General features: G+C 51.2%; 15 protein-coding genes and 1 tRNA gene. 1 reads left to right on the plus strand and 15 read right to left on the minus strand.

The window, feature by feature from the left end:
• Positions 1-3: 3 nt before the first annotated feature.
• From gspG to K0335_RS06085, 11 genes are all read right to left on the minus strand, one after another.
• Positions 4-459: a type II secretion system major pseudopilin GspG gene (gene gspG, locus K0335_RS06030; protein ID WP_001087291.1), complete on the minus strand. Its 456-nt coding sequence runs from the start codon at positions 457-459 to the stop codon at positions 4-6.
• 16 nt (positions 460-475) lie between these two features.
• Positions 476-1,699 carry a type II secretion system inner membrane protein GspF gene (gene gspF / locus K0335_RS06035; RefSeq protein ID WP_001173476.1) on the minus strand — a complete coding sequence of 408 codons (1,224 nt, stop codon included), beginning with the start codon at positions 1,697-1,699 and terminating at the stop codon, positions 476-478.
• The gene (gene gspE, locus K0335_RS06040) at positions 1,699-3,192 is read right to left on the minus strand and encodes a type II secretion system ATPase GspE (RefSeq protein ID WP_000249374.1); all 1,494 of its coding nucleotides are present in this window, start codon (positions 3,190-3,192) and stop codon (positions 1,699-1,701) included. The genes gspF and gspE overlap by 1 nt, the downstream gene beginning before the upstream one ends.
• Entirely contained in the window at positions 3,192-5,258 is a 2,067-nt protein-coding gene (gene gspD / locus K0335_RS06045; protein ID WP_181199301.1) for a type II secretion system secretin GspD, read from the minus strand. The genes gspE and gspD overlap by 1 nt, the downstream gene beginning before the upstream one ends.
• A 29-nt stretch (positions 5,259-5,287) precedes the next feature.
• Positions 5,288-6,241, minus strand: coding sequence for a type II secretion system protein GspC (gspC, locus tag K0335_RS06050; RefSeq protein WP_160193709.1), 954 nt, complete (start codon positions 6,239-6,241; stop codon positions 5,288-5,290).
• A 15-nt stretch (positions 6,242-6,256) separates the two neighbouring features.
• Positions 6,257-6,667 carry a type II secretion system pilot lipoprotein GspS-beta gene (gspS2, locus tag K0335_RS06055; RefSeq protein WP_001332998.1) on the minus strand — a complete coding sequence of 137 codons (411 nt, stop codon included), beginning with the start codon at positions 6,665-6,667 and terminating at the stop codon, positions 6,257-6,259.
• 65 nt (positions 6,668-6,732) lie between these two features.
• On the minus strand, positions 6,733-7,542 hold the full coding sequence (gene pppA / locus K0335_RS06060; RefSeq protein WP_160193708.1) for a prepilin peptidase PppA: 810 nt from the start codon (positions 7,540-7,542) through the stop codon (positions 6,733-6,735).
• A 163-nt stretch (positions 7,543-7,705) separates the two neighbouring features.
• Positions 7,706-12,232: a lipoprotein metalloprotease SslE gene (gene sslE, locus K0335_RS06065; RefSeq protein WP_219393768.1), complete on the minus strand. Its 4,527-nt coding sequence runs from the start codon at positions 12,230-12,232 to the stop codon at positions 7,706-7,708.
• A gap of 760 nt (positions 12,233-12,992) precedes the next feature.
• Positions 12,993-13,172: an Arm DNA-binding domain-containing protein gene (locus K0335_RS22600; RefSeq protein ID WP_307774214.1), complete on the minus strand. Its 180-nt coding sequence runs from the start codon at positions 13,170-13,172 to the stop codon at positions 12,993-12,995.
• Between the two features lie 167 nt (positions 13,173-13,339).
• Positions 13,340-13,415: transfer RNA gene (locus K0335_RS06080), tRNA-Phe, on the minus strand.
• A gap of 105 nt (positions 13,416-13,520) precedes the next feature.
• A complete protein-coding gene (locus tag K0335_RS06085; protein ID WP_024256526.1) occupies positions 13,521-14,228 on the minus strand; it encodes a DUF554 domain-containing protein in 708 nt (235 codons plus the stop codon).
• A 406-nt stretch (positions 14,229-14,634) separates the two neighbouring features.
• Between K0335_RS06085 and K0335_RS06090 the strand changes: the two genes are divergently transcribed.
• On the plus strand, positions 14,635-16,770 hold the full coding sequence (locus K0335_RS06090; protein WP_104920311.1) for an ornithine decarboxylase: 2,136 nt from the start codon (positions 14,635-14,637) through the stop codon (positions 16,768-16,770).
• A gap of 50 nt (positions 16,771-16,820) precedes the next feature.
• Here the strand turns inward: K0335_RS06090 and nupG are convergent, their stop codons facing one another.
• From nupG to mutY, 4 genes are all read right to left on the minus strand, one after another.
• Positions 16,821-18,077: a nucleoside permease NupG gene (nupG, locus tag K0335_RS06095; RefSeq protein ID WP_001049783.1), complete on the minus strand. Its 1,257-nt coding sequence runs from the start codon at positions 18,075-18,077 to the stop codon at positions 16,821-16,823.
• A 227-nt stretch (positions 18,078-18,304) separates the two neighbouring features.
• Positions 18,305-19,384 (minus strand): membrane-bound lytic murein transglycosylase MltC, encoded by a 1,080-nt coding sequence (gene mltC, locus K0335_RS06100; protein WP_104920310.1) that lies wholly within the window; start codon positions 19,382-19,384, stop codon positions 18,305-18,307.
• Between the two features lie 64 nt (positions 19,385-19,448).
• Positions 19,449-19,724, minus strand: a complete 276-nt coding sequence (locus K0335_RS06105; RefSeq protein ID WP_000091700.1) for an oxidative damage protection protein — start codon at positions 19,722-19,724, stop codon at positions 19,449-19,451.
• A 27-nt stretch (positions 19,725-19,751) separates the two neighbouring features.
• Positions 19,752-20,804 (minus strand): A/G-specific adenine glycosylase, encoded by a 1,053-nt coding sequence (gene mutY / locus K0335_RS06110; protein ID WP_104920309.1) that lies wholly within the window; start codon positions 20,802-20,804, stop codon positions 19,752-19,754.
• Between the last annotated feature and the right edge of the window lie 157 nt (positions 20,805-20,961).

Below are 20,961 nucleotides of genomic sequence, written 5' to 3' on the forward strand. Positions count from 1 at the left end.
TGATTACTGAAACTCCTGCAAATTCCAGTTACCGATATCTGCGCCAGCACCTTCCCCGTTTTCCTGACCATCCGCCCCTAAGGTGTAAACATCAAACAGTCCTTTTTCACCCGGGCTGAGATACTGATAATCATTGCCCCACGGATCCTTTGGCAGCCGTTTGATGTATCCACCAGGACGGTAGTTGCGGGAGTCCGCCATATTGGCCGGTTGCTGGATCAGCGCCTCAAGCCCCTGTTCGGTGGTCGGATAACGCCCGTTATCCAGTCGGTACATATCCAGCGCGTTCTCCAGCGCCACGATATCGCTGATGGCTTTTTGCCGATCTGCTTTCTCTTTGTTGCCCAAAAGGTTAGGCACCACCAGACTTGCCAGGACGCCAAGAATAACAATCACCACCATCACTTCCAGCAGGGTAAAACCTGCCCGTGGTTTTTGTGTGCGGGATAACGAATTCATGTGATAACTCCGTAAATTACATTCCAACCATATTGTTCAGTTGCAGCATCGGCTCGAGGATGGCGATGACGATAAACAGCACCACGCCCGCCATCATTACCACCAGCGCCGGTTCAAACAGCCCTAACGCCAGCCCCACCTGGGTATCAAATTCCCGTTCCTGGTTGACTGCGGCCTGTTCAAGCATGGTTTCCAGTTCACCGCTCTGTTCGCCGGAGGCGATCATGTACAGCATCATCGGCGGGAACAGGCGCAATTCCGCCAGCGCAGCGCGCAAGCTGCTTCCTTCGCGGACGCGATCTGCCGCCAGCAGCAGTTGTTGCTCGACATAGCGATTTGCCGACACGGCAGCGGCGGTCTGAATGCCTTCCAGCAACGGAACACTGCTGGCGGTGAGGATGCTTAAGGTGCGGGAAAAGCGCGCCGTATTCAGTCCGCGCGCAACACGCCCCGTCACGGGAAGACGCAGCAAGGTTTTATCCCAGCGCAGGCGCATAGCAGGATTTTTGAGTAGTCGTTGCCCCAGCACCAGAAGCCCCAGCAGACCCGCCAGCCAGTAAACGCCGCTGGTCTGCAACGCGTCGCTCATAGCGATAAGAGCGCGGGTGGAGGCAGGCAGCGCGTGTCCGAGATGATCAAACTGTTCGATAATTTTCGGCACCACCGCCGTCAGCAAAATAGTGACCACGCCCGTTGCCACCACCAGCAGTACCAGCGGATAGAGCATGGCCTGCAGCAGGCGTGATTTCAGGCGCTGTCGCTGTTCGGTGTAATCCGCCAGGCGATTGAGTACCACGTCGAGATGCCCGGATTTTTCTCCGGCAGCCACCATCGAACAAAACAGGGAGTCAAAGACGCGGGGATGTTCGCGCAGGCTGTCCGACAGGGTGTAACCTTCCTGAATCCGGCTGCGTAGCGCCATTCCGAGGCTTTTTACATGCAGTTTTTCACTTTGCTCACTGACCGCCTGTAAGCAGGTTTCCAGCGGCATTGCTGCCTGTACCAGCGTTGCCAGTTGGCGAGTGAACAGCGCCAGATCTGCCGCCGCCACACGACGATGTGCGTGTCGCCGACGCTGCAACATTCCCCCTGACGAAGCATTCATCCGGGCTTCAATGTGCACGGGGATAAGCTCTTTACCGCGCAACAACTGGCGGGCATGACGCGCGGAATCCGCCTCAATCATGCCTTTGGTTTTGCGACCATTACGCTGTAACGCCTGATAGTAAAACAGTGCCATTACGCCTCCATCGTTACCCGCAGCACTTCATCGAGAGAGGTTTCTCCGGCAAGCACTTTCTCAATGCCGTTGCTGCGGATACCCGCAGAGTGTTGCCGGACATAACGTTCCAGCTCCAGTTCCCCGGCCTGACGGTGGATCAAATCACGCAATGTGGCGTCCACCACGATCAGTTCATGGATAGCGGTACGTCCGCGAAAACCTTTGTGATTACAGGCGGGGCAGCCCTGCGGATGGTACAGCGTGACGGTACGCACGTCGGTAATCCCCAGCAGGCGTTTTTCTTCATCAGTGGCAGGCGCGGGCTGGCGGCAGTCGGTGCACAGTGTGCGAACAAGTCGCTGCGCCATCACGCCCGTCAGGCTGGAAGAGAGCAGGAAAGGCTCAACGCCCATATCCTGCAAACGCGTGATCGCCCCCACCGCCGTGTTGGTATGCAGCGTGGAAAGTACCAGGTGTCCGGTCAATGACGCCTGGACGGCGATTTCTGCGGTTTCGGTATCGCGGATTTCACCGACCATCACCACATCTGGGTCCTGACGCAAAATCGCGCGCAGGCCACGGGCGAAGGTCATGCCGACGCGGGTGTTAACCTGTGTCTGACCGATCCCTTCAATCATGTATTCGATGGGGTCTTCAACCGTGAGAATGTTGCGCGAGTGGTTGTTCAGCTCCTGCAATCCGGCGTACAGCGTGGTGCTTTTGCCGGAACCTGTCGGCCCCGTCACCAGAAAGATGCCGTGCGGTTTGTGTAACAGCTGGCGCAACTGCGCGGTCAGTTCATGGCTCAACCCCAGACGTTCCAGCGTCAGGCGGGCCTGGTTTTTGTCCAGCAGTCGCAGCACCACGCGCTCGCCCCAGGCGGAAGGCATGGTGGAGACACGCACGTCAATCGCCCGACCGCCCAGCAGCAGCGCAATGCGCCCATCCTGCGGTACGCGTTTTTCGGCGATATCCAGCCGTGCCATCACCTTAATACGCGATACCAGCAGCGAGGCCAGTTTGCGCCCCGGACGCAGCATTTCATGTAATGTGCCGTCAACGCGAAAACGGATCACCAGACTCTTTTCAAACGTCTCGATGTGGATATCCGAAGCGCCTTCTTTAATCGCCTCTGCCAGCATGGCGTTGATCAGTTTGATGATCGGCGCATCGTCGTCACTTTCCAGCAGATCTTCCGTTTCCGGCAGTTCTTCCGCGAGGGTAAAAAAGTCCTCGGCAGAACCGAGATCTTCCATCAGCTGGCGAGCCTCGGAAGAGTCCCGCTGCCAGACCGCATTCAGCCGCTGTTCAAATTCGGCCTCGTCGATTTGCCGCAGCGTAAAAGACGCGTTCAGCCCCCGCTGCAGCTCCTGCAAAACAGAGAGCGACAACGGATGCACATGGAGGATCTCCAGCGACGCTTCGCACCATGCCACCAGGCTAAACCGACGGCTGAAACTGTAGGGCAGACGCACGGTGTTAGCAGTGGTTTCCTGTGCTACAGGCACCATTAACGCGTTCTCCCGGCATTAAGGAACGCACGAACTTCTGGCGGTAAGGCCTGATTTTGCGAAGGCAATATCGGCTGCGCGGTGTGCGGCATCAGGCTTAAGCCCTGCTCATCGCGATAGATCTGTTCGGCGCGCATATAGTTATATTTGCGCTGCGACACGCCGTCTGCCGCCATACCATCACGCAGAATGGTCGGGCGGATAAACACCATCAGGTTACGTTTTTCTTTTTTATCCGCTGTCGATTTAAACAGGTTACCAATCAACGGGATATCGCCCAGCAGCGGCACTTTCGCTACGCTTTCTCCCGCCTGGTCGTCCATCAGACCGCCAAGCACGATCAGCTCACCATCGTTTGCCAGCACGGTGGTTTTCAGTTTGCGCTCGCCAAACACGACGTCGAGGCTGGTCTGTCCTTCCACCTTCGACACTTCCTGCTCAATCACCATCTGTACCGCGTTTCCTTCGTTAATCTGCGGCGTGACTTTCAGCATGATGCCGACTTTTTTCCTCTCTACCGTATTGAAAGGATTGCTGTTATTGGAGCCAACGGTAGATCCAGTTAATACCGGAACATCCTGGCCTACCATGAAGAAGGCTTCCTGGTTGTCCAGCGTAGTGATGCTCGGCGTGGAGAGAACGTTCGAGCTGGAGTCGTTTTTAACCGCCTGTACCAGCGCCATCCAGTCGCCTTTCACCACGCCAACCGCCGTACCGCTAAATCCAGAAAGAAGCTGGGCGAGCGTGGAGAGATCGCCGTTAGTATCCGGATTAATGGTGGTGGCACCGTTTTCGCTGATCACCGTTGAACCTTTCTGTGGCTTCGCCTGAGAAATGGCTGCGCCCAGCGTACCGATAGGGATCTGCGTACCGTTAGCAAACTGCATTAATCCGGCATCTTTCGACGCCCACTGCACGCCGAAGTTGATATTGCTGCCTTCGGCAACTTCCACGATCAACGCCTCGACATGCACCTGAGCACGGCGAATATCCAGTTGTTCAATCACGCTTTGCAGCGACTGCATAATGTCCTGCGGCGCGGTGACAATCAGGGCATTACTGTGTTTACTGGCGGCAATAGAGACAACCTCTCGCCCGCTACCGACTGTGCCTTCCGCCTCTTCTTTAGCGGCGGTGAGCGTGCCGCTGACCTGTTTCAGAACATCGACCAGATCTTCCGCTTTGCTGTATTTGAGATAGAACACCTGGCTGTTGCCGCTGCGCTCCATTTCTGAATCAAGGCGACGGATCAGGCGGCGCATTTTGTCCCGCGTGGCGGGATCACCACTGACAATCACACTGTTGGTGCGTTCATCAGCGACAATTTGAGATTTCAGCGTCGCAGGCTGGTTCTCGCCGCTGTTTTTGGTCAGGCTTTCCAGCACGCGGGCGATTTCCGAAGCCGAGGCGTTATCCAGCGGGATCACCTCTTCGGTGCGGTTTCCCGCATGATCCACGCGCTGGATCACTTCCGTCAGGCGCTCCACGACGGAGGCGCGTCCGGTAAGCATAATTACGTTGGAGGGATCGTAATTAACAACGTTGCCTGAGCCTGCGCTGTCGATCATCTGGCGCAGGATCGGTGCCAGCTCGCGTACCGACACATTACGTACCGGCACTACTTTAGTGACCATTTCATCGCCCGCGTAGTTGTCGCTGCCTTCACCGACCAGCGGCAGCGGCTCAACTTTTGCGGCGCTGGATTTCACCACCTTCAGCACGTCGTTTTCCATCGGTACGACGGCATACCCCTGCGCTTCCAGCAGATTAAGGAATAACTGGTAATACTGGCGTTCATTGAGTGGGGTCATGGTACGAATACTCACTTTCCCCTGTACGCCCGGCCCCATAATGATAGTTTTATTAAGGTTAGCGCCGACGGTTTCGATGAACGATTTCAGGTCTGTATCTTTAAAATTAGCGGTGAAAGTGGCTTCTTCCGCCCAGACCGGTGAACTGCATAATGCCGCTGCCAGCACCAGCACCAGCGGCAGTAAACGCTTTTTTGTTTTGAGGCCAGTTGTCTTCTTACGCCAGACCGACAACGTAATATCACGCCAAAACACGATGAATGATTCTCCTGGATTAAATGCGGTTAGCGCAGCGCGATGGAAATGTCGTGGCGCGCACCCTTGCGTAAAACCGTAAGTTGAATGGAATCCATTGAAGGTAACTGCCGCATCAGAGCAATCATTGCTCGTGGATCAGTGAAATCCTGCTGATTGAGCGCAATGGCGATATCGCCTTCCCTGAAACCGCTGGCATCGAACAGAGAACGATCTGCCCCCGGCTTCACTGCATAACCGACAATTCCCTCCTTACGCACAGGCGTAAGCTGGATATAGTTAAAAATTTTCTGCGGATCTTTCGCCAGTGCCTGACGCACGGCAGCCGGGATCTCAACGGGCGCACTGGCAGCAGGCTCAGCAATAGCTTGCTTTGCTTCGTCACTGACGGCTTTTTTGTTGGTCACGGCTACGGTGGAACGCTCCTCTTCTGCCAGACTGAGCCGCTCTATTTTTCCCTGATAGCGCAGCATCACATGGTCGCGATTGATTTCCTCAATCACTGCGTTGTGAGAGCCAAGCCGTTCACCCTGCAAATAGACCTGCTGTTTGCCACCTTCTTCAATAACCGCGCCGGGTCTGGCACCAAAGGCGATCCCGCGCAGCACCACATTAAGACGCGTTTCTGCTACAGGTTCAGGTTGCTTTACCGGTGTGGCGACGCGCTGATATTTACCAAACCAGTTTTGCTGGCTGATTAATTGCACATCTTTTTTATCGAACGTTTTTACATCCGCATGGGGCTGTTTATTCACCGATTGAGAAACCGCCGTATATTCCGCAGAAAAGGAGAAATAGCGCCAGAGTGAATACGCCATTTTTGCAGAAATAATAAGCAGCATCAGCCAGAACATCGCGCGTACAATTTTGCGAAGATGCTCTTTGTTTGTATTAAGAGATTGTCTCTGGTTAAGAGTGTGACGAATTTTAGTCAGCCATTGAATGAGATAAATTCGTGCGTCACGAAAAACAACCCGCGCCAATTTATATACCCGACGTTATGCTTTGACTATTCCACAAGTAGTGCGATCCAGTTTCCGCTGATACTGGTTACCTGTACGTGTATCATTAATCGTTATGCTGTAATTAATTCCCTCGGTGATCATTAATTTCACCGTTGGGTCTGCACACATTTGTCGTTGGTAGCTGGTTAAAAAGGCGTCAGGCGTCTGCGTGGTCTGAGCACCCGCTTCGCTGATGATGGTCATTTTTACCGTCGTGCCGCTGCTTTGCGCCAGCACTAAGGTATATCCCGCAGATTTAATCGGCAGGTTTTGGCTGATATTTTGCGCCTGTTTTTTCGCCAGTAAACTGGCATTTTCATTATGGCTGGCACAGCCACTTAATAATCCTGTAGCGCTCAATAATAGCGATATTAATACCCTCCCTGGCATCTGTTTTATCGACATGGTAAATAATCTCTAAGGTTATTAATAAGAGTTAAAATGTCACTTTGATAATGACGGGGTTATCATTAAAACAATGCCTGCAGATAAAGTGTTGCTATACCGCCCAGACTTAAACACGGTCCAAAAGGCAGTGTGGTTGATCCTCTTTTTGTAATAACGGCATATATCAGGCCGCAGCATGAGGCGATTAAAGCCACATTGGGCAGCGACAACGCGCCCACCCAGCCACCTAACGCGGCGAAGAGTAATACATCGCCCATGCCTAATGCTTCTTTACGCAGAATTATTCCGGCTATCCAGCGCAGGGAGTAAAACGTAATAAACCCCACCAGAACGCCGGTGACTGAGTCTTGTAGCGTTAACGGGCTCTGTTGCGCCCATGCCGCAATCAGTCCTGTCCACAATACGCCCTGAGTAAAAACATCGGGCAGCCATTGGTTATCAAGGTCGATGATGCTCGCGGCAATAAGCCAGGCGGATAATATCATCACCGCCAGCCCCCATCCACTTTCCGGCCAGACCAGACTCGCCAGCAAAAAAGCGAGTGCTGTCAATAACTCGACCAGCGGATAACGCTTGCTGATTTTCGCCTGACAATCACGGCAGCGCCCTTTGAGCATCAACCAGGAGAGCAGCGGAATATTGTCACGAACGCGGATGGTCTGCTGACAATGCGGACAGTGCGAACGCGGTAGCGCAAGGCTTATTTTTGACTGCGCACTCGGCATTTCACCATGAAACTCCGCCATTTGTTGGCGCAGCATGATGGGGTAACGCCAAATCACCACATTCAAAAAACTGCCGATGATCAATCCTCCGACGGTTGCCAGTATGGGCATCGCCGCAGGGTATTGCTGAAAAACATCAAAAAGCATGGTTAAAGGTTATTTGTTGTAACTTGCCGGATGTGGGCCTGCAGGTGTATGCCATACAGCTTTCCTCCAGGCCCGATAAGCTTGCGCATCGGGCAAATGTGTTAACCCAATGCGCCTTATTTCATGCCGGATGCGGCGCGAGCGCCTTATCCGGCATACAGGATTACTCGACAGACATCTTATGCTCGGTAACCTTGTTAATGGTTTCCGGTCCCTGTTCCGGTTTCGGCAGCTTGAGTGACGCCAGCGTGTTGTACGCCGACTGGCTCACACCGCCCTCGAAGCTCATCTCGCTCGCCCCCGGCAGCTGGTAAGCATTCGCGCCCGGATTCCATTTCTTAAAGAATGCGGAAAGGTCCGTCTGGGCGACCCAGGAGGCACACAGCATCAGCGTGTCCGCTGCGTTACCGTTGGATTCAGCACAGTAATTCTTGCCGCCAAAGGTTTTGTCGCCAACCTCATCGCCGCGCGCTTTACGATGCATCAACTGGAACAGGTTCCAGCCTTTCATCCCTTCACGATCGCTGTAGAAGGCTGGCAGATTGCCATCTGGATACCACTTCTTGATATCAAAGTTCTTCTCTGCCCATTCCTTCAGTTGTGCGTACATCAGCAGACGGTCACCCGCACCGCCGCGCGCCCATGCCTGGTTGTTGCTCTCCTCCAGATATTCCGGTGCGACGGTAATATCGTCAGCGACACGGTTCATCTTGCCGAGATAACGATCCTGCATGTATAGCGCCAGCACGTTGTTCGCCACTTCGGTCGCGCCAGGAACAGTCAGTGGCGTTTCGGCGGCGTTGTGCCCCACTTCGTGCCAGATCAACCAGTCGTTCAGCGGCGTCGTCGGCAGCGTGGTGCTGTTCGGCGAGAAGCTGCTGTTCATCACCGGATAACCCGAGTGCGCGTCACCAATGGAGATCTGCACATCGTTGGCGAAACGATGTTTATGCCCCGTCAATGCTTTATAGGTAAACATCCGGTGGTTACCGCTTTCGCTATCACGACCGTAGAAGTCATTCATCGAGCTGGCAAAGGTATCCAGATCTTTAGCGAATTGCTCCAGTCCGCCCGTGTAATTGCTGGCATTAAGGTTCTTCTTCGGTGTGGTATAGACAAACGACGCAGACTCCAGTTCGCCCAGCGGGGCAGGGGAGTTCAGATCGTGTTGCCACTTACCGTCTTTATAGAACGGCGCTTTTACTACACCGGTAAAGGTGAAGTCAGCTGATTGCACCTCTTTGCTGTCGCCTTTGATGTAAATCAGACCGCCGTAAGGGACTTTGAACGTCACCTTATCATTGGCTTTCAGATCATAGGTTTTCGTCACTCTGGGCGGACGGTTCAGGCTAACTTCATGCTTCTCTCGTCCTGTCAGGTCGTCGGCCAGCGCAACAGTCACGGTCACAGGAACTGTCGCCTTTGACTCAATGCTGACTTCCTGCTGGGCAGGTGCCCACAGGCCAGTTGACTGCATGTTACCTGCAAACCATTTGGTTGGATCTGAGTACAAGTTAATGTTTTGTGTGACGGTTTCGCCGTTTGTATCCACCACTCCCGGATACTTCTCAACATCAACTTTGATGTTCAGATCCCACCAGGAACGACCCAGCATCAGGCGTGTCAGCGGTTTTTCCATATAGTTGAGCGGGTAGCTCGGGTTCATCATTCCCGCTTTGCTGCTTTCATCACCGTAAATCATCTTGTTATCAATCAGCGATTTTTTCAGCTCAGCAGAACACTGCGTACCAACGTATGCATTGTTGGTGTAGCAGTTCAGAAACTCAGTGAACGTTTTAAAGCCCAGCTCGTCTTCTTTACCCTCTTCATAACGGTATTTCGTCTCGTTCCACAGCCAGACGGACATGTTTTGGTATAAACGTTCCAGATCAACGCTGTTGAGACGCTCACCCTGGCGGCCATTGGTACGGAAATAAAGCTCATGTTGATACAGACGCTGGATGTTGGTGCCTAAATCCGCAGCCTGCAGCATCGCTTTCGCGGTGTCGGCGTCAAGATTAAGTTGCGTATAGCGTGGAACAAACATGCCACCGGTTACCGGCACATCCGTGCCTGGACGGTATTCCAGACAGTTGACCTCATAGTGGTAGTCAGAATCCTTACACTCTTCCAGCCCAGGGAACGCGTCCAGAATTCTCTGCTTTGCCGCAGCCAGTGACTCAGGCGTTTTGTGGTCGGCTTCATCTATAAAGGCGAATTGGGTTACCTGTTTACCCTCAACTTCTTCCTGCCAGCTGGCAACTTCCAGCTTCGGTTTGTCATCAGGTTTGTTTTCTTGCTGATATTTCCAGATAACTTCTTTCGTGGTGTCATCAATGGTATACGGTGGTTTACCATCGACAGCCGGATAACGCTCATAGACCCAAATTGGCGTTGAACGTCGTTGACGAACACGGTCCGGGTAGCCTTGCGGATCGTTATTTACTACCGACTTGTTAAGCGCCATCGACAAACCTGCAGCATCAAGCAGACGTACAAAGCCAGATGCGCTCTCTTCCTTAAGATTGCTCATCACGTTTTCCATGATCAGCACCGATCCACCTTTGTTCATATAGGCGATCAGATCGGTCACATCCTGCTGAGTCAGCTTCGGTTTACTGGTATCTGCTCGCAGAGGAATGGAGTAAGGATCGCTACCCCATTGTGTGACGTATTCAAAGCCATTGAGGATCAACAGAGGAACTTCATCTGGATTCAGATTGCCATAGCTGGTCATCGGTTTGACCGTGATGCCAGCGAAATCCTTATGGAACGCAAACGGTGCGCTATTTCCCAGCACCTGGCCATGTTTTTTGAAATACACCGTATCCAGGTTAGTACCCACGGTCATATTGGATTTTGCATCCGGCAACCAGCGATCATTTGACAGATAGCGCAGCACGTTCTCCATGAAGTTCTTCATGTCATCCGGGGCGCTGTTGAGCGTACACTGCCCGTCTTTATTAACGCCCCCGTTCCAGCTGTAACCGTTCGGGCAACGCAGGATGCTGTTGTAGTGTGGGTTACCGATAACCATCAGCTTGCCATCGCCCACTTGCCCCAGCGAGATAAACGGCAGGTTGAAGGTGGCGGTTTCGCGTGTCACGTTCTCTGGTCGCACAATGGAAGGCGCCTCAGTAATGTACGCCAGCTCATTTTTATCCCAGGCACGTTTCTCGCCGAAGGCCAGCCAGTAGTTTTTATCATTACGCGCCATCAGAATCGGGAAGGCCGCGTTAGAGATATTAATCACCGCCTGACCACGGGCGTTACCCGTACTGCCATAGAAGTTGGTGGAGTCATGGAAAACGTGGAATTTCGACACGGATTTGTAATCCTCGTCCACTCCCCACAACTTGTTGATAACGCCCTGAATTTGACCTTCATTAATGTTGCGCGCTGTCAGTGAGAACCAGCGTGGAGAGTTACAGCTCCCGGTTGTGTTGCAAATCGCGGTATCGATCTCTTTTGCTTGCCCGGATTTAAGCTGTGCAAGAAATTCGTTTGGCAGCTCAACGGTTTGATCGCCTTCGTTCAGCGTCGCGCCATTGGATAACGAGAGATTGATAATCTCGTTGATCACGTTGGGATACTCGGCAAAGACCTTGCGGACCACATCCGGGATCTCACGATCGTTATTTTCTCCAGCCTGGGAGTAACGATGAATAAGCTGATCGATATTCGCTCCACGAACTTCGTCACCCAGCTCAGTCAATGCAATGGTCGATTTATTACCGCGTACCGAACCCAGCTCAAATGTGTCGATGCCAAAGGAGATGGTTTCGCCCCAGCTAAAGGAGAATTTGCCATTTTCGCCAGTTACGCCACGGCCTGAGCTGGTGTAGTAATTTACGCCAACAACACCATTGCCCAGGCTATCCACCAGACGGCCTTCGGAGAGAATAATTTCAGTAGGTTGATACTGATAAAACTGTTCGGCATTTGCCGATACGAATTTAGCATTCAGATCCGGCGTTGTACCCGGTGTAGTGGCAGGCACAACCGGTGACGTATGAGTCGATGGTGCTTTATCAGTGGCGGCATTGTTTTCCACCTCTTCATTCACCAGCTTTTGGAAATCTTCCTTTGCCAGATCAATCTGCTTATACAGTTTTTCAAAGCGTGCGCGATCAACCACAGATGTGAAGTTCAGACAGACCTGTTCATCATCTGACGGGCAGCTGTTGCTGGAAGTCACCAGGGCGAGCGCATTGTTTTTCTTATTCTCAGAGCTGGCCAGCTCCTGCGCATCCTCGAGGCTAAACGCCACTTTCTCTACATCACTGCGGCTGCGTGCCGTTTCCGCCAGCGTGTCAAATGTGGCGATAGTCGTACCGCCGATTACGCAGGTAACCGTATCGCCGGGCGTAAAGGTGAAGCCAACACTGGGTGCGTTATTACAGAAAGCGCCACTTACCCGTTGGCTTCCCCCCAGGGTCAGATAACCGGTTTTAGTGGGCGTTGGTTCAGGCTCCGGGTCTGGAGTGGGTTCCGGGTCTGGATCAGGTGTCGGCGTCGGTTCCGGATCTGGTGTTGGATTTGGATTAACATCCGGGATGGAACCAGAGCCAGAATCTCCAGGTGGATTGGCAGAAGAAGAGCCTGAGCCACCACCGTCACAGCCCGTTAATAACGTTGCACTCAAAATAGCCGCTAAAAGCGATTTCTTATATTTAAATTTCTTACTCATTAATAACGCAAGTGAATAAATTAAGTTGACGGAATCGTAACGCAAGAAATAGTTTTATATATTATCTTCTGTTCGAAAATACCCTCCTGTTATTCAGAAAGTGTCATTTTTAGTAAGATTTTTGCCTCTGTAGTTTTACTGTGCTAACAGCCTCGCTACGGCAATATTCGACAGAATACTTAATTACTTATGCGATTACCTAAACTCTAAAGGAGCGGGAGTATTATTAATTATCACTTTAAAATCAATAAGGATGGTGAAATTTAACATCTATTAATACATATTATTAACGCTTTATAAATTTAATATATGACGAGGAAATAGTTAATATCATAATTTGCACTAACATGATTGTTTTGCCTGGTATGTTAATTGGTGAAATTATTTATTCTTTTACAGGTTATTACTCACGGTAGTTATTATTTAACGGCACTAAACACGCTTTATAAGCTAATGTAGAGAGTCTAATGTTGAGGATTTTATAGCCGATGTGTCATGCCTCTGGCATTTTGTCTGGACCATGCTCCCGCATCAAACGAGGCATTGCGCAAACCATACAGACTCCGTGCCGTGGGAGCAGGAAAAATGCACTCTGCTCCTGAGCCTCTTCACGCCAGGCATGTTCTGATGTCGTTCTGCTGCGGCGTGGATTCTATAGACAACTGGTGTGCTACGCGGTGGCGATATACAGAAACGTCCGGGAGGCGTCAACGGTGTCGGTTTGCGTAGCTGAGAGGAATTGATACGGGATACCAGTAGCTTAGCTGCGAGAATCGCGCTTTTTGCGGGCTTCCGCCTGTGTTATTTGTTGGTAGGGGCCAAAAGCCAGGCTGCTTTCTTTACCGCTGAAACTATAGCGAAAATACCACAGCTTGGAGCCGCAGGTGGATACAGTCAGGTGACTTTGCGAGGGGCTTCGCAGCGTTGATTTTATTGTCAGCCAGGGTCATATTGGGCTTTCTGTTTCATTGAACTGAAAGATCTGTTATTTGACCGCAAATTTCCCGGATACACAGGAACAAATCAAAACGTATTGAGAAAGATGTTACGTTAACTCGTTGAATTTACTATGTGCTGGGATTGAAAGGGAAGTATAAAAAGGAAAGGTGGTGCCCGGACTCGGAATCGAACCAAGGACACGGGGATTTTCAATCCCCTGCTCTACCGACTGAGCTATCCGGGCAACGGGGCGCATTAAACCTTATCTGCCTCGTTTCGTCAATGAAAATTCTTTAAATCCTTTCAGACTGCGCATTCCACCACCAGTTTGTTGCTATTACAGTCATTTTCAGGCGAAAAATGCAGTCCAGGCAGCAGACATCGGCATTGCCAGTGCCAGAGCAGGAAGCATATTGACCACCGGGAACATTTTGATACCGCAAATTCGTAAACCCGTCGCCACTAACAGTAACCCACCTACAGCACTAAAATCTCCCATCATCGCCGGGGTTGTAAATGGCAATATCAAGGCGGCGCAGGCGGCAAGTGTGAGCTGCACCGCTAGCAATGGGACAGCAATAGCAGAAACAGCAATCCCTAATGAACAGGCAAAGATAAGTGCAGTAAAAAAATCGAGGAATGATTTGGCGATCAAAATGCTGGGATCGCCTGTCATTCCTTCATTCATTGCACCGAAAATCCCGGTGCCGCTGGCACAAAACAACACAATAATTGCCACATAATTTTGAATGAATGATTCATGAGTCGATTTTTTACCTGGCTTACTGAACATCTGTTGCGCTTTTGCCACGCCGCCGTTGATGCCTTTTTCGAGATAACAGAATTCACCTATCAGTGCACCAATCAGCGTTGCCAGTACCATTGCAGGTAAATTGACGCATTTGACCACTAATAAAATACCAATCCCCAGTGAGGCCAGACCAAATATTGAGGTCATGGAGACGCGAATCCGTTCAGGTAAGCGCTGGCTGATGATTGCGCCAAGCGCCCCGCCAATTAACACCGCTGCGGCGTTTATAAAGGGTCCGATTACCACCTTCGTTCCTTCTGAAAATATATCAAAGTGCATTATTATGCCCTGATTACTCGCTCTTATGCTTGTTCAATCGCAAAGAGTCGGTCCGTGCTTTATTGCGCCTCCTGGCTAAAGATGCCATGATTGCGCAAATTTTCTCCTTTTTGATGGGCCACAAAAGATGCTTATTAAACGTGCGTTACGCTTTTTGCATTGTCTGGTTGTGTGCACCATTTCCCCATTTTTAACTCTCCAACGCACCATGCGGTGAAGGTATATCAGGCTCACTGAAGGACAACAGTAAGCGCAGAGTGACTCTGTTTTTACTGATGTCTGGTGGTTGCAGCTGCGAACCAGTCTGGGCAACGACTCTTCGGGCAAGGCTAGCACCTTGCTCTGGTGCTAACTTTTTCGAAATGAATTGAGCATGAAAACAATGAAAATTGCCGCCAGTGGTGAACTGGTTGCCCGTTTGTCTACGCATCGTGATGTGGTGGCGCTGGATAGTACCGATTTTACCGAAGTCGCCGCTGTCGTCATCACGGTTACGGATAGTCGCAGTGGGATCCTTACCTTACTCAAACGCACTGGTTTTCAATTACCCGTATTTCTCTTTAGCGAGCAGGCTTGCTCGATGCCGCAGGGGGTGACAGCGGTTATGAACGGTAGCGAACAACAATGGCTGGAGTTGGAAGCTGCTGCCCGTCGCTATGAAGAAAATATGCTACCGCCGTTTTATGACACCTTGACTCAGTATGTCGCAATGAGGAATAGCACTTTTGCCTGCCCTGGGCATCAGCATGGCGCATTCTTTAAAAAGCATCCTGCTGGTCGTCATTTTTATGATTTCTTTGGCGAGAATGTTTTTCGCGCCGATATGTGTAATGCCGATGTCAGGTTGGGCGATTTATTGATTCATGAAGGCTCAGCAAAAGATGCTCAAAAGTTTGCCGCCAAAGTTTTTCATGCCGATAAAACCTACTTTGTTCTGAATGGAACTTCGGCGGCAAATAAAGTGGTCACCAATGCATTACTGACACGTGGCGATCTGGTGCTTTTTGATCGCAATAATCATAAATCAAATCATCATGGTGCTCTGATTCAGGCTGGCGCAACACCGATTTATTTAGAAGCTGCGCGTAATCCGTTTGGCTTTATTGGGGGTATTGATGCGCACTGTTTTAATGAAGAGTATCTGCGCCAGCAAATTCGTGCCGTTGCGCCAGAAAAGGCTGACCAGCCGCGCCCATTCCGTCTGGCAATTATTCAGTTGGGAACTTACGACGGCACTATCTACAACGCTCGTCAGGTGATCGACACCATCGGTCATCTTTGTGATTACATTTTGTTTGATTCTGCCTGGGTCGGTTATGAGCAGTTTATCCCGATGCTGGCAAATAGCTCGCCGTTGTTGTTAGAGCTTGACGAAAAAGATCCTGGCATTTTTGTCACTCAGTCGGTACACAAGCAGCAAGCCGGATTCTCGCAAACCTCCCAGATCCATAAAAAAGATAACCATATTCGCGGGCAGGCACGTTTTTGTCCGCATAAACGGCTGAATAACGCATTTATGTTGCATGCTTCCACCAGCCCTTTTTATCCATTGTTTGCCGCGCTGGATGTTAACGCCAAAATCCACGAAGGGGAGAGTGGGCGTCGGTTGTGGGCTGATTGCGTGACTCTGGGGATCGAAACCCGTAAGGCGATTCTGGAACGTTGTCATCTGCTGCGCCCGTTTGTGCCGCCGGTTGTGGATGGTAAGCCGTGGCAAGCGTGGTCGACAGAAGTTATCGCCAGCGAGAGACGGTTTTTTAGTTTTGAACCTGGAGCAACCTGGCATGGATTTGAAGGTTATGCGGAGGACCAATATGTTATCGATCCGTGTAAATTGCTGCTGACAACACCAGGAGTCGATGCCGCCAGTGGTGAGTATAGCGATTTTGGCGTTCCTGCGACCATTCTGGCGCATTACCTGCGTGAAAATGGCATAGTGCCTGAAAAGTGCGATCTCAATTCCATTTTGTTCCTGCTGACGCCTGCCGAAAGTGCCGAGAAGATGGCACATTTGGTGGCAATGCTGGTGCAATTTGAACAACATATTGAAGATGACACACCACTGGCTGATGTGCTGCCGTCTGTCTTCAACAAGTATCCGGTACGTTATCGTGACTATACCCTGCGCCAGCTCTGTCAGGAGATGCACGATCTGTATGTCAGTTTCGACGTCAAAGACCTGCAAAAAGCGATGTTCCGCCAGCTGAGTTTCCCGAAAGTAATGATGAACCCACAGGATGCGCATAGCGCCTATATTCGCGGTGAAGTGGAATTGGTGCGGATTCGTGATGCCGAAGGGCGAATTGCGGCCGAAGGGGCGTTACCTTATCCACCTGGCGTGCTGTGCGTGGTGCCTGGAGAAGAGTGGGGCGGGGCAGTACAGCGTTATTTTCTGGCGCTAGAAGAAGGGGTGAATTTGCTACCAGGATTTTCGCCGGAGTTACAAGGTGTCTATAGCGAAACAGATACGGACGGGATGAAACGTTTGTATGGTTATGTTTTGAAGTGAGAATAATAAACGGGGCACCTTCTGGCGCCCCGTTGCTGTTTCATCACTTATTAGTGGCTGGTAGTTTGCGTACCGGCAGGTACACGAACATGTTTGTATTTAAACATTGCCATAAACGCGAAGGCCAGAACCACTGAGTAGCCAGCAAAGATCAGCCACACGGTCTGCCAGTCGGTAATGCCGTTCTGGGTGTAGATTTCAACCACTTTACCGCTCACGATGCCGCCGAGGATACAGCCGAAGCCGTTAGTCATCATCAGGAACATCCCTTGCGCACTGGCGCGAATCGCCGGGCTAACTTCTTTTTCCACAAATACGGAACCAGAGATATTAAAGAAGTCGAATGCGCAGCCGTAAACAATCATCGACAGCACCAGCAGTACAGTACCGAACGGAGTCGGGTCGCCGTAAGCAAACAGAGCAAAACGCAGGATCCACGCCACGATACTGATCATCATTACGTTCTTAATACCGTAGCGGCTTAAGAAGAACGGGATGGTCAGAATGAACAGGGTTTCAGAAATCTGCGAAATCGACATGATGATCGACGCATGCTGCACGATGAAGCTGCTGGCGAACATTGGGTCTTTGTCGAAGCTGTGCAGGAAGGTATTACCAAACATGTTGGTAATCTGCAGTTCCGCGCCCAGTAGCATTGAGAAGATGAAGAAAATCGCCATGCGCTTGTTTTTAAACAGCGCGAACGCATCGAGGCCCAACAGGGTTGTCCAGCTCTGGTTTGCTTGTTGTTTAGCAACCGGGATGTGCGGCAGTGTCAGGGTAAACAGCACCAGAATGGCAGAGAGTGCGGCGCCAATATACAGCTGCATATGGCTCAGTTCGAAACCAGAGAGGCTAACTGCCCACATCGCCATAATAAAGCCGATGGTGCCCCAAATACGGATTGGCGGGAAGTCAGTAACGATATCCATCCCCGCATTTTGCAGGCGGTAGTAAGAGATGGTGTTGATTAACCCAAGTGTTGGCATATAAGCAAACGAGTTAATCAAAATCACAAGGAACATTGCCTCCGGTGTGGTGACTTCCGCCGCCATAAAGAGAGTGATAGCGCCAATGGTGTGGCAAATGGCGTATACCCATTTCGCACTTATCCATTTATCGGCAACAATCCCCAGCAGGGCCGGCATAAAGACGGCGGCGATACCCAGTGAGCTATAGACAGCACCGATGGCAGCACCATCGAATTTAAGCGTCACAAACATATAGGAGCCGAGGGTGGTCAGCCAGCTCCCCCACAGACAGAACTGCAGAAAGGAGAGTATTTTCAGCTGCAGCTTTAAATTCATGTTAGTTTCCTCACACCGCGATGCGTGTTGATGTTAACAAAGGTACATTTCTGGAAGGATTATGATGTAATTACATCAATTGGTGACGCGAATAATATCAAATTCTGGTGAGAGTCTGGTGTTGTACGTCACAAAAATTTGCAAGCAGTTTCAAATTGCAAGAGGAATAGTGATGAAGATCTCATTTTTTATTTCCGCTGCGTAAAGTTAACGCAGCGGAAATAACATTATCGGCGACGGTATGACTTCTGCGCCGTGTTCACTTTATAAAGATAACGGCGAGATTCTGCAGAGGGATGGCGGGTCGTCAGAGTCTGATAAACATCGCCCGGTGTCATGGTGTTAATAATATTGGCAGCCTGAATCTTGTCATTCGAAAAGACTCGCAGCACGCTGCCTGCGCCGCCGTTATAGGCGGTGATGACGGCGTAACGTCGCGATGTTGGGTTATCAATTCCGCCGAGATAAACATTGTTTAACATCGCCAGATACGCGGTGCCGGTATCTATATTGCTGGCAGGATCAAACAAGAAACTGCGGCTCGGCGTGCCGGATTTCCCCTGCGAGCGGAAAACATCTTTCCCGGCAGTATGTTGTACCACCTGCATTAGCCCCAGCGCGTCGGAACGGCTGACCGCATAGGGGTTAAAGGAAGATTCGGTCTGCATAATTGCGAGAATCAGCGACTCATCAACGCCATATTTCCGTGACGCCTGGCGGACCATGCCGAGATATTTGTGCGCACGTTTATCAAGGTGGTTCGGCACCATGTTAATGGTGACACTGTAGATGATACGCAGCCCGTTGCTGCGGCTTTTCAGACGGTTTTTCAGCAGATAATCCGCGAAGTTGCTCGCACGACCTTCCCAGCGAATCGGCTGCCCGGTGTTGTCCACCACCTGACCGTAAAGGAAAGGTTCTTTCGAAATCGTAATATCATCAACGTCGGAATAGAGATCGACCGAACTCGGATCGTCACCCATCAACAACGTTTTGATAATTGCCCGGCGCAGGTGCGCGGCAGGTTCTGTCCCGGCGATGGTTTCGATAGTAATCGTACCGTCATCGAAGTTGATGTGGCTGCGGGTCTGATATTGATCGGTGTATTTCACGTAGTCCTTAGGACCGGCGATCACTACCTCTTTGAATCCCCAGATGTTCTCAATGTTGTGGGCAAATTGCCCCATCAGAATATCAAAACCGTTGGTATCTTTGACCCAGGCTTCGTTATAGGTATCGCCTCTTTTGGTCGTCGAACAGGAGATGAGCAACGGCGCAATCAAAGCCAGCGCGAGATATTTTTTCATCATTCCGGGTGCGTGTTGTGTTTGTTTTTATGCAAGTTGCCGGAGGTGACCTCCGGCTCTGTTTTTATTTTTTATCTTCCGGCGTATAGCCCTCGATATGTACCTCTTTACCCTCGAACAGGAAGTTGACCATCTCCTGCTCCAGCAGCTTGCGGTGCTCGGCATTCATCATGTTGAGTTTCTTTTCATTAATCAGCATGGTTTGTTTGTGCTGCCACTGCGCCCAGGCTTCTTTGGAGATCTCGTTATAGATGCGTTTTCCCAGTTCGCCGGGGTACAGCTGAAAATCCTGACCTTCTGCTTCACGTTGCAGGAAAGTACAAAAAATCGTTCTGCTCATAAATCATCCTCTTTATCGACTCACGCGCTAAACCGGCGCGCCAGTGCGTAACTGCTGTAACAAACGCTCCACGGGAGCCGCCAGGCCAACTGACGGCGGTTGCGCTAAGTTATACCAGAGCGCATTGCCTTCATCCATGCAGCCGGTGAATGACGACACGGGAAGCCACATAGGCACAATATCTAAGTGGAAATGGCTGAAGGTATGCCGAAACGCGGTCAGCTGCGTCAGGTTATCGGCAGCAATCTGCCGTTGCGCCAGCCATTGCCGCAAACTTTCTTCATCGGCAAACTGCGGGAAACAGTATAAACCGCCCCACAATCCGCTCGGCGGACGCTGCGCCAGAAATACTTCATTTTCGTGCTGTAACAGCAGAAAGTAGCCGGTGCGCTCCGGTAGCGTCTGTTTCGGTTTTTTGCCTGGATAAAGCGACCAGCTATTGTTGGCGGTGGCAATACACCCGTTTTGTAGCGGGCAGAGCGAACATTTCGGTTTCGAACGCGTACAAATCATCGCGCCCAAATCCATCATCGCCTGATTAAACCGCTCCACGCCAACCACGGGCGTCACCTGCTCGCTCAAACTCCATAGTTTATTCTCGACCTCTTTTTTCCCAGGCCAGCCGCTTACAGCATAGCAGCGCGCCAGCACGCGTTTGACGTTACCGTCGAGAATCGGAAAGTGCTTACCCAGAGAAAGTGAGAGAATCGCGCCTGCGGTGGAACGCCCGACGCCCGGTAACGCGGCGACCTCATCAAAGGTTTCCGGGAATTTACCGCCGTGTAAGGTGGCAACTTGCTGTGCCGCTTTATGTAGATTGCGCGCGCGGGCGTAATAGCCCAGTCCGGTCCACAAGTGGAGAACTTCGTCCAGCGGCGCATTGGCGAGATCGGTCACCGTCGGGAAGCGCGCCATAAAGCGTTCAAAATAGGGGATAACGGTCGCAACCTGAGTTTGTTGCAACATCACTTCTGAGAGCCATACTTTGTAGGGCGTCTTGTCAATTTGCCAGGGCAGAGTTTTTCGCCCGTATTTATCGTACCAGTCCAGAACCTGGGCTGAAAATTGCGACGCTTGCATGGTCACCGAATTCACTGTTGTTGGGGGCAAGATTGCAGCACAGCGACGGCAGGGTGTAAACCGGAACTTTCCGCAGCCACGGCCTTATCATGCTTGCATCCGGCAACTAACTTTGGATAATGCCCGTTTTCAGAACACTTTCACAAGCGACTAAATC

Origin of the sequence: Escherichia sp. GZ89, assembly GCF_019366485.1 — a bacterium.
Lineage (GTDB): Bacteria > Pseudomonadota > Gammaproteobacteria > Enterobacterales > Enterobacteriaceae > Escherichia > Escherichia fergusonii.